Source organism: Pedobacter quisquiliarum, assembly GCF_014642175.1.
Lineage (GTDB): Bacteria > Bacteroidota > Bacteroidia > Sphingobacteriales > Sphingobacteriaceae > Pedobacter > Pedobacter quisquiliarum.
Genome location: NZ_BMIL01000004.1, coordinates 296,777 through 312,165, shown reverse-complemented (window position 1 = coordinate 312,165; position 15,389 = coordinate 296,777). Strand labels below are relative to the sequence as shown.

The following is a 15,389-nucleotide window of genomic DNA, read 5'->3' as shown; positions in this document are numbered from 1 at the left end:
TTAGCAGCAGCGGTTTTGATGCTGAAAAGAAGACCTCCCACGCCTGGCGTATGGAGGTCTTCTTTTATCTGATGATCTCCATGGCATTGACAACGATCTCCGTACTGAACCGCTGCTCACCTTTTTTGTCTGTGTAACTCTGGTTGTTCAGCTTCCCTTCAATACAGATCTCTGTACCCTTCTTTACAGCCTCTTCTATAAGTTCGACTTTCTTGTTCCAGAATACCAGGTTGAACCATTGCGTTTTGTTTACAAATTCACCACTGGTGTTCTTGTAAGCTTCATTTACCGCAAGACTGATCCTGCCCATTTTCTTACTGCCTGCATAATTCACGATTACCGGATCTGTACCTGTGAAACCTGCCAGGCGTACACTGTTTTTTGCGTTGTCCATAAATTATTTTTTTAAGCGGTGATTGATACCGACAGGACAAAGGTGAACAGGGGCTGGAGGTTTAGTCGTAAAACAAACGGATATATACGTAAATAGCCGTTTAACAACGGCTATTTAGAATTATCATGATTTTTTAAGGATGGTTAGATCCTGGTTCTGAAACCAAGGGTAAGCCAGGTTCCGGGCATTGGCACCGCGCCAGACTCGATATACTGTACATCCAATAGGTTGGCGGCATCCAGATAGATCTGCGATCGCTTCAGCCTTGCTGCCAATCTTGCATCCAGCACCTGATAGCTTTTGTAGCTAATGCGCTCATTATATCTCGAGGTTAGCGTTAAGGAAAGCAGGTTGAAAGCTTCCGCATTGGCGCTCAGGCTTAGTTGATTTCTTAAACTTTCCAGTGCATACCTTGAAAATGCCGCATCGGCAAGCGTGGTTTTATAGCTTGGATCCAGGTTGGTATACGAGGCGCCAAGGCGCAGACTATTAACGGTTGTGTTCTCGCCAAAGCGCAGAAAATAATCACCGCTGATGGTAAATCCTTTAGTGGTTACATCGCTGAAGTTACGCGGCTGCCATGGATCCGTTTGCACCGCTTTTACCCAGTCAATAAAGTTCGTGATCTTCCGGTTGAAGTAACTTGCATTGAACGTGATTCTGGAATCCTGATATTTTAGTCCACCTTCCGCGTACCTGGATTTCTCTGATACCAAATCTGCATTTCCGATGTTGGTAGGCCCTTTATAATAAAGGTCGGTATAAGTTGGGAGGCGCTGGCCGGTACCCAGGTTCATGAACACCTTCCAGTTGCCATAGAAGTTGTAACCTGCATCAAGGCCGGGGAAAGCCTGCCATCCATAATCAGAATTATAGTTTACATAGGTTCCGGCATTTACCAGCAAACCTTTCAGCGGTTCAAACTTATACTCTGCGAAAATGCCGCTGTTGCTTCGATCGCGTTTACCCAGGTTTGTGCTCGTAATATTCTCCGTACGGTATTCAAGGCCTAAACCGAAAGTACCGATTGAGGTTTCTATGGTGTTGTTCAGCTCGAGGTCGAGCACCCCTGTTTCATGGTGGTTGTGGAACTTATCGGGCGTTTGTTTGATGTACAGGTAGTCATCGATGTTGTAGCGGTAGCTGATCCGCGGTGCGATGGTCCAATTCGGATTGATGTTGCGGGTATAGGCTACAGCGGCCAATGCCGTTTTAACCGTTTCCTCTGCTTCTTTATCGCCCGGGGCGGAATAGAAAGCATTTGCCCCAAAGTTATTATGGATGTATCCGGCATTTACATCCAGCTGATCTGATTCAGATAGATTTAAGCGCCCCTGATAGTACAACTTCTGGTTGTTAAACGCCGTATTGTAGCGGTATCCATTGCTGGCTTCCTGGCTTGCAGATAGCATGTGGCTGGATTTATCAAGCACCAGGTCACCGCTAAGTCTTAACCCGTAATTCGCGAAAGTCTCTCCATTGGATTCGTCTTTTTTGAAGCTGCTGCCGGTAAAGACGTTCACTGCTGCGCCGGTTTTTTCGGGCGAACGGGTGATGATGTTGATGGCGCCGGTTATGGCATTGATGCCGTAGATGCGTGATGCAGAGCCACGCAGGACTTCAATATGATCGATGTCGTCCATGTTAATGGGGAGGTTCATCATGTTGTGACCCGTCTGCGGGTCGGACACCTTTACGCCGTTCAGTAGTACCAGCGTTTCGTCGAAGGTTCCACCGTCCATGCTGATATCAGCCTGCGTACCCGCGGGGCCGCGCTGACGGACATCTACACCCGAGACGAAGCTCAGGAGCTCCGCTACGGAACGTACCGGCAGACTTTTGATCTTTTCTTTATCGATGATCCAGATGTTCCGGTTCTGACTGGAGAAGGGAAGTTTTAGTCGGTTTTCATTAACGACGACTTCATTGAGGTTGTTCACACTGTCTTTTGAAGTGTGCTGCGCATTGGCGAGCATGGTAGTGCCCGTGAGGATTAATGCGGCGAGGATAGGTTTCTTTAAGTACATCAATTTGCGATTGAGGGCGCAAATATAGTTTCTTTTAGCACTTCAGCACCATGAAATAAAAAAGGACCTACCGCCTGAAAGTCAATGCTTTCGACTGGTAGATCCTTTATTTTGATTTGGTAACCCTGGCGATTAAGCCGAGTACACGTAGAATCTGGTGTCGCGGATGGGCTGTCCTTTGATGTTCAGCGTCTCCCCTTTATGATCTCTGGTTGGTTTAATTACAAAAGGATCATTTCCGCTTTTAAAGGCTTCATAAGCCATATCCAACTTGCTGATGTTCGTATCGGAAGCGACTTTCCATTTTTTCTCCTGATACATAAAGTACGCGAAGTGGCTCTTGGTGCTTCCTTTTAGTTTGTTATCTAAGCGAATGGCAGCGTGATTAGCGGTTTTAAATGGCATCACGGCCTCCTCATAGAATGTTATAAAATCCTGGTAAACAGGTTTTGTAGTATTTGCAGACATATTCTTTTATTAAGCGACAAAAGTAGTTGTAAAAAAAGAAATATACATTATTTATTGTTCCACTGATCTGCCAGGAGCTTAATGAAGTAGCCACCAACCACACTTCTGGCCTGGAAACCCACCTGTTTGCCATCGGTGGTTTCGTACCAGTCGCTCATCGGTACTCGGCTTGGTGTCTCTTTCGCGTACTTGTAAACTGGTTTTACGAACTTCAGAAAGTCGGCGCGGTTGTCTGTCAGCGTAGCGGTCCACAGGATCCAGTCGGATTTCGTGTAGGTTTTACGGCTATCCAGCGGCAGTCCGTATGTCTTCTGCTGGGTTAGGTAATACGCGATTTCCTTGGTATACACTTCCTTCGGGAACAGGTTTAATTTCAGGAGCTTGTCCCAAACCAGGTTGTACTTCTGGCTCCAGGTGTTTTTGTTGTCGAATACTAAAGCGTAATGGTCACCACTGTTGGCCAGCTTCTCCCATTTGTCGGCCATCTCCAGCGCTGCAGCTCTGTATTTCGCGGAAACGTCTTTCATGCCCAGCTTTTCCGCCAGTTGCGCATAAGCGCCTAAGGCTACAATGGCTTTCACGGAAAGGTTGGTATTATGTGCCAGATGCCCGGCGAAATCGTCCGTGCACAACTGCTCTGCGGGGTCGAAGCCTTCATTCAACAGGTAGTTGCCCCAGGTGGTTAGCGTTTCCCAGTGCTTGCGTGCGTAAGTAAGGTCGCCATCGGCTTTGACCACTGCCGCGGTGAGGATCAGCATGTTTCCTGCTTCTTCGACCGGCATGTCTTCGCCGTAAGTCTGGCCGTTTGCCAGTGGGTAGGTTCCGAGGTCATGCGCTGGGAAAGGTTTTTTCCATTTCCCACTTTCACTGTAGTAAAAGATGCCGTTGAGCATGCCCTTGAGCAGTTCCGGATTATAGATGAGGTATTGCGGTGCTGAAGGGTAAGTGATGTCTACCGTGTTGATGGAGCCGTTGCTGAAGTTCTCTTTGGACATGAACAGCAGCTCGCCTTCCGGTGATTTCACGATTTTATGTGCCGCAATACTCTGGCGGTAAGCGAGTTTACAAAGCTCGGCGTACTCCATGCCACCGGCTTTCAGCGTTTTCGCTGCGAGGTCTTTATCGAATGCGATGCTGCGCTTCATGATGTCTGGAAATTGTGCGGCAGCCAGTGCAAGCTGATCCACGAAAGTCACCTTGTCACTGGTTTTCCAAATTGGCTTCAGGTCCTGGTTGAAGTATTGGATTGGGTTAGAATCATCATAACCGACCATGAGGTATTTGCTTTGCGCAGTATTGTTGACGCTGGCGAACTCAAACTCCGTGCTCAGGTTTAGCGAGGGTCCAGATTTGATCAGCAGCTGCGTGGCTTTATAATCCTGTGGCACGGCCACATAGAGGTAGCCCCAGTCGATGCGGATGTCATCACCTTTCTTCTTTAGCACAGGCTGCTCTACCGTTCCGGCTTTCAGGTAGGAAAGTCCTTTTTCGTTCTGCTTCCAGGCGGTAACAGTTTGTCCCGGGGTATTTACGGCAAGGTCTGAAGAGGCGGTGAAGTTTATGCGCACCTGGTGTGCCTTGCCATCGTTGGCTTTCACGGTGTAGTTGATGTAGCTGATTGGCCTCTCTGTAAGTTGGATATCGTTTAGCAGCAATGGCGAAAGGAAGGTTACGTTCAGGTTCACATTGCCGGCACGGAAGTCATATATGGTGCGCGTGGCTTCTACCTGTACGTTTGTTTGTTCCGCATAGGCGATGCTTTCATCTTGCACCGGCTCGGTTACTAAATCGGCATCGATGTGGCGGCCACCGGCGGTATTTTTTACGTGAATGGCGAGTTGGTTTTTGCCTTTTTTGAGCACACCTGCCGGAATGGGTACATAGATATACTCGTGAACCCAGCCTTCTTTGCGCAGGATTTCCTTGCCATTGAGCAGTACAACGATGTTATCATCGTGGTTGATCTTAAGATAGGCTTTCTGTGCGGGTAACGCGATCACATCGAAAGTCTTCCGCAGGAAGATTTCATCACTCCGCCACTCTGTTTTCGCGAAGCTTTGATCATCGCCGAAAGGCGCCGCGTCTTCTTTCCAGCTGGAGTCATCGTAATTGGCATCCATCCAGTTTCCAGATGGTGCGGTAAGCGTATAGCGGAATTTCGGCACTTCACCTTCAATGCTTGATACCAGTGGCAGGTAAGGTTTTACATCCTGTCCCATGAAGCGGAAAAGCTTTCCATCTACACTAATGGTCCCTTGTAGGGCTTGGGTTTTTCCGGTCCAGTGCCGGGTTGGCGAGCCATTAAGCTTGTCGGTGAAGGACCAGACGCTGAAGTAAGTGTTGTTGGTGAGCAGTGGATAAGCGGGGGCTTCCTGCTGTGCTTGCGATTTAAAAAGCACAAAGAAGCATAATAGCAACAAGGCGGTTTTTTTCACGATTTGGTTGGTTTTATACTTGGTTAAACGTTTTACTAAGTTAAATCTAGCAAATATTGGCGCCAATACAACCAAAAAAAAAGTAACAGCTGGTGTGGCTGTTACTTTTTTTAATGTGTCGTATGTTCTAGTCGGTACATCGTAGCATACTGTTGCAGGTGTAAAGGTTTTGGATCCTTCTGCAGCAATGTTGTTTGCTGCAGACTTCGGATGGTGAGAATTACCTTCGGCATTGCAGAAGCAAATTAGCTTAGGATTCTATTGGCAGCTGTCTTGATTTAGGCTCTGTGTGCTTAAGGGTTGTTTTGGTGAGGTCTACATTTTCCGCGTCGCCGGTAAGTTTATTGGCGGCTTCCATTACCTGAGATCTTACATCTTCAACAACGTGATCTTTGATCTCCACTGCTTTTTGAGGTTCGATCTCGCCAAGTAATCCTTTGATGCGTTTAGCAATTAGTTCGCGGTACTCTGATCCACTTTTAGTGGCAAAAAGGGCAGCTACAACTGCGCCTGCTGCAAGTCCGGTGATAAGTCCTATTGTCTTTAAGTTGGTATTTTCTCTGATTAGTTTCATGGTCGCTTGTTTTTTATTAGGAACAACCCCCAATGAGAAAGTGTTTTAGAAATTGTTCCTGCGGATGTCTCGCGGTTATATTCGGTTAGCGGTGAAAAGATTTATTTTGAAACTTACAGTGTAGCTGGGTCCAGTGTTTTTGGACGTTCATTTCCGTTGTGACAGGTGATACAACTCACCGGAAGAATAGCATTTGGGTTTTTGACATCCTTAATGTGGAAGTATTTCTTGTTGATTTTGGCAGTCATGAGCATCATCATTCTGGCGGTTCCTTTTTCAGGTTTAGCGTCACTGGCAAAATCCAGTTTGCCTTTTTCTGTTTCACTCGGTGCATGGCAATAGTTGCACTTCACGCCCAATGAGGTTTTAAAGCCGTCCATCACTGTTCCAAGGTCTTCTTTGCTGATGTCTTTAGGCAGTACTTTAAGGTTCTTGTAGATTCTTTCTTGCTTTATGGGCATAAATGCACTCATGAAAACAACAAGGGACAGTAAGATAGTTAAGGTGAATATGGTTCTACTTTTCATAATACTGGAATTATGGGTTTAATTTATAATGTTGAAGCGCAGGCTGCTGCTAACATCAGATGGGTACCTGCTGTACTATATATGGACAAATTCAAGGCGTGTTTTGTTTAACAATTGCAGCGCTAACTTGATGATACGACCTGCAGATCTTTGGTTTTTGCTTTAGTAGCAAGGTAAACCTTCAGGATATCATCGTAGCGGATGGTTTGGTTTTGATTGGATTTGTGGACCTGAGGCCATCCTAATTTCACTTACCCTGCTTTACTATGGCAATAATTATGATGTCCGATGTAGTGTTTGAACATGGAAATTACCTTAAATTACTTTCGATTACTAAATTGCTCATCCTCATTGAGCGCCTAAACGACAGAAAGATGAAAAAGTATTTTCCTTTAATGGCTTTTGCCACCGCTGCATTTGCTGCTTGCACCAGCAATTCTGGTTCTGAAAGCGCGGCAGACAGCACCATAACAGCTGAAACCGCTGTTGTCGCTGCGGCAGAATCCAGAACCTGCTATGTACACTATAAGAATCGCGACAGCATCTACCTGGATTTACACACCAAAGGGGAGCAGGTAAGTGGGACTTTAAACATCAGCCTGTACGAAAAAGACCGGAATACGGGGACGGTGAGCGGGATCATGAAAGGTGACACCATTCTCCTCGACTACACCTTCCAATCAGAAGGCCTGCAGTCCGTGCGGCAGGTTGCGTACCTGCAGAAAGATGGCAAGCTCCATGAAGGCTTTGCCGAGGTGCAGGAGCAAAACGGCAAAACCAGCTTTAAGTCTTTAAGTGATCTGAAGTTTGATGATCAGGTAGTGCTTGAACAGTCGAATTGCAAGTAAACCAGCTATACTAAAGTATAGGTTTAGTGCCCGATGTAGTAAGAGCTTATAAGCACGACGCAATTCTTCAAGACTTTACCAATTTTAGTGCTGCTCGAAGCGCTCCCAGAACCCGTCTACCGGAAGCTTTGCAAAGATGTTCACGGGTTCTTTTTTCACGGGGTGCAGGAACTGCAATCGGCGGGCATGCAGGCAAATGCTCCCTTTACGGCTGCCACGAGGATAGCCGTACTTGTTATCACCCACAATAGGACAGCCCATTGTCGCCAGCTGCACGCGGATCTGGTGCGAACGGCCAGTCAAAGGGTCCACCTCCAGCAGGTAATAACCGCCAAGCTCCGCAAGGAGCCTGTAGCTGAGTTCGGCGCGTTGACTGCCAACAACTTCATTCGGGTGTGCAGTTACAACATTCTTCTGTGTATTCTTAACCAGCCAATTGATCAACGTGCCGGACGGCTTGACAGGCTTGTTCCTCACCACCGCCCAGTAGGTTTTCTTCACTTCGCGGTTTTTGAACATGGCATTCACGCGCTCCAGTGCTTTGCTGGTCTTGGCGAAGAGGATCACCCCACTCACTGGACGATCCAGGCGGTGCACTACACCGAGGAACGCACTGTTAGGCTTATTGTATTTATGCGCCAGGTAAACTTTAACTTTCTCGTCCAGGGGCTGATCTCCTGTTTCGTCTACCTGGACAATGTCACCCGCGCGCTTGTTGATTGCGATGAGGTGATTGTCTTCATAGAGCACATCTTTATCTGTAACCGGCATGCTTAATTCTTAGTACTGTTCTTTATCGTTGGGGAAATCATTTGATTTTACATCTCTGATGTATTCCTGTGCAGCATTCAGAATGCCGTCGTACAGGTTCAGATACTGGCGTAGGAATCGCGGGCGGAAGCCTTTGGTCAATCCAATCATGTCGTTCACAACCAGCACCTGTCCGTCGCAATGCGGACCAGCACCAATACCGATCACCGGGATGTGTACGCTTTCAGAAACTTCTTTCGCCAGCTTCGCTGGAATTTTTTCCAGCACCACGCCAAAACATCCGGCTTCCTGCAAAAGCAAAGCATCGGTTTTCAACTTGTCTGCCTCTGCTTCATCCTTTGCACGCACGGTGTAAGTCCCGAATTTATAGATAGACTGCGGCGTTAGACCCAGATGGCCCATCACGGGGATACCAGCAGTGATAATGCGCTGAATGGATTCCACCACTTCGGCACCGCCCTCAAGCTTTACGCCATGTGCACCAGACTCCTTCATGATGCGAATGGCCGAGTTCAAGGCCTCTTTAGAATTCCCCTGGTAACTACCAAAAGGTAAGTCCACAACCACGAAAGCGCGGTTAGCGCCCCTTACCACGCTCTGTGCGTGGTAGATCATCTGATCCAAAGTAATCGGAAGCGTGGTCTCATGACCCGCCATTACATTCGAAGCAGAATCACCCACCAGTAAAACGTCCAGTCCGGCATCATCAAGAATGGTTGCCATAGAATAATCGTAGGCTGTTAACATGGAGATTTTCTCACCACGTGCTTTCATTTCCTGAAGGATGTGTGTGGTTATCCGTTTTACTTCTTTATGCTGAGACATATGTGTTGTTTTTACAACAAAATTAGGTTTAATTAGCCATAAAACCTATCTTTGCAGTCGAAAATGAAGGGGTTAAATCACTGCATATTTCTAAACCAACTAAGCGCCAATCCTGTCGCAAATCCCACGTTTTTCTTTTTTTTCCACATAACTTCTGATCATAAATTATGACTAACTACACCAAGTTACCTGCAATTTTGCTTTTAGCCGATGGCACTGTATATCACGGAAAAGCAGCAGGAAAGATAGGAACCACAACAGGTGAAATCTGCTTCAACACCGGGATGACCGGTTACCAGGAGATTTTTACAGATCCTTCCTATTTCGGACAGATTATGGTGACCACCAATGCACACATTGGTAACTATGGTATTCACAAAGAGGAAATTGAATCTGATTCCATTAAGATTGCCGGACTTGTTTGTAAGAACTTCAACATTGGCTACAGCCGTAAAGAAGCTTCCGAGTCCATCCAGGATTATTTCCAGAATGAAAACATCGTAGGTATCTCCGATATCGACACCCGCGCTTTGGTGAAACACATCCGAGACAGAGGTGTAATGAATGCAATCATCTCCTCAGAGATCCTTGATGTTGACCAACTGAAAGAAAGATTAAACGCAGTACCAGCAATGGACGGCCTGGAACTTTCTTCACAGGTATCTACAGAGAAACCTTACTTCTACGGTTCGCCGGATGCAAAATATAAAGTTGCTGCGGTAGATTTTGGTATTAAGAAAAACACCCTTCGCAACTTCGACGACAGAGATCTTTATGTTCAGGTTTATCCTGCTAAAACATCTTTCGCAGAAATGGAAGCATGGGGTGCTGATGCTTACTTCATCTCTAACGGCCCTGGTGATCCATCGGCAATGCCTTACGCCATTGAAATGGTGAAGGATATCCTTGCTGCTGACAAACCTTTATTCGGGATCTGCTTAGGTCACCAGTTACTGGCACAGGCAAACGGCATCAATACCATGAAGATGTTCACCGGACACCGTGGATTAAATCACCCGGTTAAAAACATCATCACTGAAAGATGTGAGATCACTTCACAGAACCACGGCTTTGGGGTTGTACCTGACGACGTAAGGAGCTCTGATAAAGTAGAAATTACCCACATTAACCTGAACGACCAATCCATCGAAGGTATCCGCGTGAAAGGCAAGAAAGCTTTCTCCGTGCAGTACCACCCGGAATCTTCTCCAGGTCCACACGACTCACGTTACCTGTTTGACGATTTCGTAGGATTAATTACTGGCGAGGTTAGCTGGTAATCATGGACGGCGCTAAGGCGATAATCAGCGTTAAAAACCTGGTTAAGAAGTACGGCGATTTCACTGCCCTGAAGGGCATTACATTTGACGTTTTAGAAAACGAGATATTTGGCTTACTCGGCCCCAATGGGGCCGGGAAGACCACTACCCTGGAGATCATTGAAACCCTGCGCGACAAGACCTCCGGTGAAGTGCTGGTAAATGGCCATGACGTAGAAAAAAACGCCGGTGCAATCAAACAGATCATCGGTGTGCAGCTGCAAGCTGCCGGTTACTACCCCAACCTCAATCTTGTAGAACTTATCGAGCTCTTTGCCGGATTATACGGCGTAGATACCAAACCTATGGACATGCTTGCCAAGGTAAACCTGCAGGACAAAGCCAAGGCTAAATACAAGGAACTTTCCGGCGGACAAAAGCAGCGCTTCTCCATTGCAACAACGCTGATCAATGCGCCGAAAATAGTTTTCCTCGATGAACCTACGACAGGACTGGACCCCCAGGCCCGTCGTAATCTGTGGGACTTAATCATCGACATCAGAAACCAAGGCACTACCGTGGTGCTTACCACCCACTACATGGACGAAGCAGAGCAACTCTGCGACCGCGTGGCCTTTGTGGAACGCGGAGAGATCATCGCCCTGGACACCCCCGATCAGCTGATCGACAACCTGGTGAACAGTGGTTTTGAACGTAAAAAAGAAGTTAAAAAAGCGAATCTGGAAGATGTGTTCATCACGCTTACCGGAAAAGCATGGCGCGAAGGATAATAATGCAAAAATCATATAACCATACCAAGGCAACGCTGGCCCTGGCGAAAGCCAGTTTCCGCTCCATTACGCGCAGTCCTTCGGCAGTCGTATTTACGCTCGCCTTCCCCCTGATCTTCATCCTGATCTTTGGCTTTTTAAGCGGCAGCACCCCGAAGGTAAGTCTTGGCGTTGCGCCCGGCTCCGACCTTCAGAACCCAGTGATGGCTGCGCTGGAGCAAATCCAGGTCGTTAAACTGGTGCGCGACAAAAACGCGCAGGAGCTTGCAACAAGCTTGGAGAAAGGCAACATCGACGGCGTCATCAACGTGCAGAAAAACCCTGCAGACAGCCCTGCCTATACGGCGAATATACAATATACTTCCGCTTCCAGAGACAAAGGCAGCATCCTTAAATCCTTACTAACCAATGCACTTTACGAACTGAACACCAAGAACCTGAAACCCAGTGTTGCAGTGCTCAAAGAAAGTACGGTGCATGGCAGAACCTACCGGGTTATTGATTTTATCCTACCAGGCCAGCTGGGCTTCTCGCTGCTGAGCACAGGGGTCTTCGGTACGGCCTTCGTGTTCTTCAGCTTACGACAAACCCTGGTGATCAAACGCTTTTTCGCCACGCCGGTAAGACGCTCCAGCATCGTGTTTGGTGAAGGTCTGGCCAGGATTGGATTTGCCCTTTTAGGCGCGGTATTCATCATTCTGGTGGGTCACTTCTTCTTCCATTTCACCCTCATCAACGGGGTCATTACGGTGCTGAACATGCTGATACTCGCCGTGCTCGGACTCGTGGTGTTCATGGGCTTCGGGTTCGTAGTGTCCGGCATTGCCAAAAGCGAAAGCACCATCCCGCCGATATCCAACATCGTCACCTTACCGCAGTTCCTACTCTCCGGTACCTTTTTCCCGATCGACAACTTTCCGGAATGGCTGCAGCCCATCAGTCGCGCACTGCCCCTCACCTACCTCAACGACGCCATGCGTAAGGTCGCCTTTGAAGGTTATAACCTCTGGGAGGTGAAATTCGAAATGATGATCCTCCTGATCTGGGGAATTCTGATCTACGCCGTTGCGGTTAAAGTCTTTAAGTGGGAATAAAAAACCCGCATCAAAACCTATTATTTTATTATTTGTTTAACTTTGAATACTGCTTGGTAATTGTAAACTTTACACTAAGCGAAATCAAAACATAAAACAATATAAAAATGAGTTTAATAATCGATGTTCATGCAAGGCAGATCCTTGACTCAAGGGGAAATCCTACAGTAGAAGTTGAAGTAATTACAGAGAATGGTAACATGGGCCGTGCTGCTGTGCCATCTGGCGCAAGTACAGGTAAACATGAGGCTGTTGAGCTAAGGGATGGTGACAACAATGCCTACATGGGCAAAGGTGTATTAAAAGCCGTTGACAATGTAAATACTAAAATTGCTGAGGCCCTTCGCGGTGTTGATGTGTTTGAACAAAACATGATCGACAAAGCGATGATCGACCTTGATGGTTCTGAGAACAAAGGCAATTTAGGTGCAAATGCAATCCTTGGTGTTTCTCTGGCAGTTGCAAAAGCTGCAGCACAAGAAAGCAGACAACCTTTATACCGCTACATCGGTGGTGTAAATGCAAACACCCTGCCTGTTCCAATGATGAACATCCTTAACGGCGGTGCGCACGCGGATAATAAGATCGACTTCCAGGAGTTCATGATCATGCCTTTAGGTGCAAGTAGCTTCTCGGAAGCATTGCAAATGGGTACCCAGGTGTTCCACAACCTTAAAACCGTACTTAAGAAAAAAGGCTATTCTACCAACGTTGGTGATGAAGGTGGTTTTGCACCAAACATCGGTTCAAACGTTGAAGCAATCGAAACGGTATTAACCGCTATCGAAGCTTCTGGTTACACACCAGGTAAAGACATCTGGATCGCTATGGATGCTGCGGCTTCTGAAATGTACGATTCAAGCTCTAAAACTTACAACTTCCATAAATCATCTGGCGAGAAGTTAACTTCAGACGAGATGGTGAACTACTGGGTAGATTGGGCTAGCAAATATCCAATCATTTCTATCGAAGATGGTCTTGATGAGGATGACTGGGCAGCTTGGGAAGCTTTAACCCGCGCAATCGGTGATAAAGTACAGCTTGTAGGTGACGATTTATTCGTAACCAACGTTAAGCGTCTTCAACAAGGTATCGAGAAGAACATCGCAAACTCAATTCTTGTAAAAGTAAACCAGATTGGTTCATTAACAGAAACCATCAATGCAGTAAGCCTTGCACAAAACAGCGGTTATACCTCTGTAATGAGCCATAGAAGCGGTGAAACTGAAGATGTAACCATTGCTGACTTAGCAGTAGCTTTAAACTGCGGACAGATTAAAACAGGTTCAGCATCACGTTCTGACAGGATCGCTAAATACAACCAATTACTTCGTATTGAAGAAGAACTTGGTTCTGCAGCACGTTTCTTAGGAAAAGACTTCAAATTCCTTAAAAAATAAGACGAGCACCTGCGGCAGTAGCATCTATCGCCGCAATGCTTAAGGGCCCTAATCAGGTTATTCCCTGAGCCAGGACAAATCCTTAGAACGGTCGTTACAGCAATGTAGCGACCGTTTTTTTATGCCCTTCCATAAAGCCTTACAACGGTTTCAAAATAAATCCCCTTCGCCTTGCTTTTCTTTTATATTTGTATCAATGAAAAGGTTAATCGAACTCTTCCGTAACAAGTACTTCCTCTGCGCTTTCGCATTCGTGGTATGGATGCTGTTTTTCGACAGAAACGATATGCTATCTCAATATGAGTACAGCTCAGAAGTTTCCAAGCTTAAAGATGAAAAAGCCTTTTACGAGCAGGAAACCAATCAGGTAAAAAAGGACCTGAAAGAACTGACCTCCAACCTAAAAATGGCAGAGAAATTTGCGCGCGAAAAATACTTTATGAAGAAAGACAATGAAGATGTCTTTGTTATTGTTGAAGAAACGCCTAAAGACTAATAGCCAAACTTCGGCAGCGCGAGCTTATAGCGCACCACAACAATCCGCAGCAGAAAGATAAAGCCAATCACCGAAACCTTCGCGAAGTCGGGCTTCATATTCATTTCCAGCAGTCCAAAGTACAACACCCCACCCAGAATACACGCTGTAGCGTAAATTTCCTGTCTAAAGATCAAAGGGATTGCATTTAAGAGCGTATCTCTGATGATACCACCAAAGCAGCCAGTGATGGTGCCCAGCGCCACACACATCCCGGGATCAAGTCCGAAGTTGATGCCTTTCTGCAAACCCAGCATGGTGAACAAGCCCAAACCCAGCGAGTCAAAGATGAACAGCGTCACCTTAAAACGCTTGATGTTTTTCTTGAAGAAGATCGTCAGCAGGGATGTCACCAGGATCAGCAGGCAGTAGTTTACATCCCGCATCCAGGCGACAGGGGTATCCCCCAGCAGCAGGTCCCGCACGGTACCGCCACCAATGGAAGTCACAAACGCAATGATCAGCACGCCGAAAGGATCCAGCCGCTTCTGCATGGCCGCAAAAGAACCCGAGATGGCAAATGCAATGGTACCCAGGATTTCTATGGCTTCGGCGGTCGTTATCGTCATTGAACAGATTTGCTATGTGCAACAATATATCCAGAATTTTCTGGTAAAAAAAGAACCCCGCAGCATTTGCGGGGTTCAGGTATTTTTAACAAAGCTGTTTAACACAGCCTGTAAGAAGTATTTTAAATTACAACATACCGCCGTCTACAGCGATAACCTGTCCGGTTACATACGCACTCATGTCTGATGCAAGGAAAACACATACGTTTGCCACATCTTCCACTTCACCCGCACGTTTCAAAGGAATACCCTCTTCCCAGCCTTTTACCACCTTAGGATCTAACACGTCGGTCATCTCCGTACGAATAAAACCTGGTGCAACAACGTTGCTGCGAATGTTCCTGGAGCCAAGCTCTTTTGCTACAGATTTTGAGAAGCCAATGATACCCGCTTTAGAAGCCGCATAGTTCGCCTGACCGGCATTACCCTGCACACCAACAACTGAGCTCATGTTGATGAACACACCTTTACGGGCTTTCATCATAATCTTAGAAGCCGCCTTGGTAATGTTGAATACCGATTTCAGGTTCACGTTAATCACATCATCAAAGTTCTCTTCACTCATGCGCATCAACAGACCATCTTTGGTGATACCTGCATTGTTTACCACGATATCTAATGCGCCGAAATCAGCGATAACGTCGCTGATCAGTTTCTCTGCTTCATCAAACTTTGATGCGTCAGAACGGTAACCCTTAACCTGGGTACCAAAGCTTTGCAGTTCCTGCTCCAATGCTTCACCTTTTTCTACTGATGATAAGTAAGTGAAAGCAACTTTTGCACCTTGTTCTGCAAATTTCTCTGCGATTTTACGTCCGATCCCTTTAGAAGCACCAGTAATCAGTGCGGTTTTTCCTTCTAATAATTTCATT

18 protein-coding genes are annotated in these 15,389 nt (G+C 46.6%); 6 read left to right on the top strand and 12 right to left on the bottom strand.

The genetic code is table 11. The features are described from left to right. Positions 1–64 precede the first annotated feature (64 nt). The 8 genes from IEW69_RS08010 to IEW69_RS16985 form a co-directional block, all read right to left on the bottom strand. Positions 65–394 (bottom strand): single-stranded DNA-binding protein, encoded by a 330-nt coding sequence (locus IEW69_RS08010; protein WP_188626312.1) that lies wholly within the window; start codon positions 392–394, stop codon positions 65–67. A 143-nt stretch (positions 395–537) separates the two neighbouring features. After that, positions 538–2,421 (bottom strand): TonB-dependent receptor plug domain-containing protein, encoded by a 1,884-nt coding sequence (locus IEW69_RS08005; RefSeq protein WP_188626311.1) that lies wholly within the window; start codon positions 2,419–2,421, stop codon positions 538–540. A 132-nt stretch (positions 2,422–2,553) separates the two neighbouring features. Further along, positions 2,554–2,889, bottom strand: a complete 336-nt coding sequence (locus IEW69_RS08000; RefSeq protein WP_188626310.1) for a hypothetical protein — start codon at positions 2,887–2,889, stop codon at positions 2,554–2,556. A 47-nt stretch (positions 2,890–2,936) separates the two neighbouring features. Then, entirely contained in the window at positions 2,937–5,324 is a 2,388-nt protein-coding gene (locus tag IEW69_RS07995; RefSeq protein ID WP_188626309.1) for a glutaminase family protein, read from the bottom strand. A gap of 110 nt (positions 5,325–5,434) precedes the next feature. Next, positions 5,435–5,557: a hypothetical protein gene (locus IEW69_RS16990; RefSeq protein WP_262890749.1), complete on the bottom strand. Its 123-nt coding sequence runs from the start codon at positions 5,555–5,557 to the stop codon at positions 5,435–5,437. Between the two features lie 17 nt (positions 5,558–5,574). Then, positions 5,575–5,898, bottom strand: a complete 324-nt coding sequence (locus IEW69_RS07990; protein ID WP_188626308.1) for a YtxH domain-containing protein — start codon at positions 5,896–5,898, stop codon at positions 5,575–5,577. A 113-nt stretch (positions 5,899–6,011) separates the two neighbouring features. Next, the gene (locus IEW69_RS07985) at positions 6,012–6,425 is read right to left on the bottom strand and encodes a c-type cytochrome (protein ID WP_188626307.1); all 414 of its coding nucleotides are present in this window, start codon (positions 6,423–6,425) and stop codon (positions 6,012–6,014) included. Between the two features lie 122 nt (positions 6,426–6,547). Then, entirely contained in the window at positions 6,548–6,676 is a 129-nt protein-coding gene (locus IEW69_RS16985; protein WP_262890748.1) for a hypothetical protein, read from the bottom strand. A gap of 123 nt (positions 6,677–6,799) precedes the next feature. Here IEW69_RS16985 and IEW69_RS07980 point away from each other — a divergent pair, with 123 nt between their 5' ends. Then, positions 6,800–7,273, top strand: coding sequence for a hypothetical protein (locus IEW69_RS07980; protein ID WP_188626306.1), 474 nt, complete (start codon positions 6,800–6,802; stop codon positions 7,271–7,273). A gap of 84 nt (positions 7,274–7,357) precedes the next feature. Here IEW69_RS07980 and IEW69_RS07975 read toward each other — a convergent pair whose 3' ends face one another. Together IEW69_RS07975 and panB are read right to left on the bottom strand one after the other, a co-directional pair. Beyond that, positions 7,358–8,044, bottom strand: a complete 687-nt coding sequence (locus IEW69_RS07975; protein WP_188626305.1) for an RluA family pseudouridine synthase — start codon at positions 8,042–8,044, stop codon at positions 7,358–7,360. 9 nt (positions 8,045–8,053) lie between these two features. After that, complete coding sequence (panB, locus tag IEW69_RS07970) at positions 8,054–8,869, bottom strand: 3-methyl-2-oxobutanoate hydroxymethyltransferase (RefSeq protein ID WP_188626304.1); 816 nt, start codon at positions 8,867–8,869, stop codon at positions 8,054–8,056. Positions 8,870–9,036: 167 nt separating this feature from the next. On the opposite strand from panB, the gene carA reads away from it, so the two are divergent. The 5 genes from carA to IEW69_RS07945 all read left to right on the top strand — a co-directional run bounded on the left by carA (position 9,037) and on the right by IEW69_RS07945 (position 13,909). Further along, complete coding sequence (gene carA / locus IEW69_RS07965) at positions 9,037–10,149, top strand: glutamine-hydrolyzing carbamoyl-phosphate synthase small subunit (RefSeq protein WP_188626303.1); 1,113 nt, start codon at positions 9,037–9,039, stop codon at positions 10,147–10,149. A 2-nt stretch (positions 10,150–10,151) separates the two neighbouring features. Next, the gene (locus IEW69_RS07960) at positions 10,152–10,919 is read left to right on the top strand and encodes an ABC transporter ATP-binding protein (protein WP_188626302.1); all 768 of its coding nucleotides are present in this window, start codon (positions 10,152–10,154) and stop codon (positions 10,917–10,919) included. Positions 10,920–10,921: 2 nt separating this feature from the next. Continuing rightward, the gene (locus IEW69_RS07955) at positions 10,922–12,013 is read left to right on the top strand and encodes an ABC transporter permease (RefSeq protein ID WP_188626301.1); all 1,092 of its coding nucleotides are present in this window, start codon (positions 10,922–10,924) and stop codon (positions 12,011–12,013) included. A 107-nt stretch (positions 12,014–12,120) separates the two neighbouring features. Further along, on the top strand, positions 12,121–13,413 hold the full coding sequence (eno, locus tag IEW69_RS07950; protein WP_188626300.1) for a phosphopyruvate hydratase: 1,293 nt from the start codon (positions 12,121–12,123) through the stop codon (positions 13,411–13,413). 196 nt (positions 13,414–13,609) lie between these two features. After that, a complete protein-coding gene (locus tag IEW69_RS07945) occupies positions 13,610–13,909 on the top strand; it encodes an FtsB family cell division protein (RefSeq protein WP_188626299.1) in 300 nt (99 codons plus the stop codon). Here IEW69_RS07945 and IEW69_RS07940 read toward each other — a convergent pair. Both IEW69_RS07940 and fabG read right to left on the bottom strand, forming a co-directional pair. Next, complete coding sequence (locus tag IEW69_RS07940) at positions 13,906–14,517, bottom strand: trimeric intracellular cation channel family protein (RefSeq protein ID WP_188626298.1); 612 nt, start codon at positions 14,515–14,517, stop codon at positions 13,906–13,908. The genes IEW69_RS07945 and IEW69_RS07940 overlap by 4 nt on opposite strands. Before the next feature lie 127 nt (positions 14,518–14,644). After that, positions 14,645–15,388: a 3-oxoacyl-[acyl-carrier-protein] reductase gene (gene fabG, locus IEW69_RS07935; protein WP_188626297.1), complete on the bottom strand. Its 744-nt coding sequence runs from the start codon at positions 15,386–15,388 to the stop codon at positions 14,645–14,647. Position 15,389: the final 1 nt, after the last annotated feature.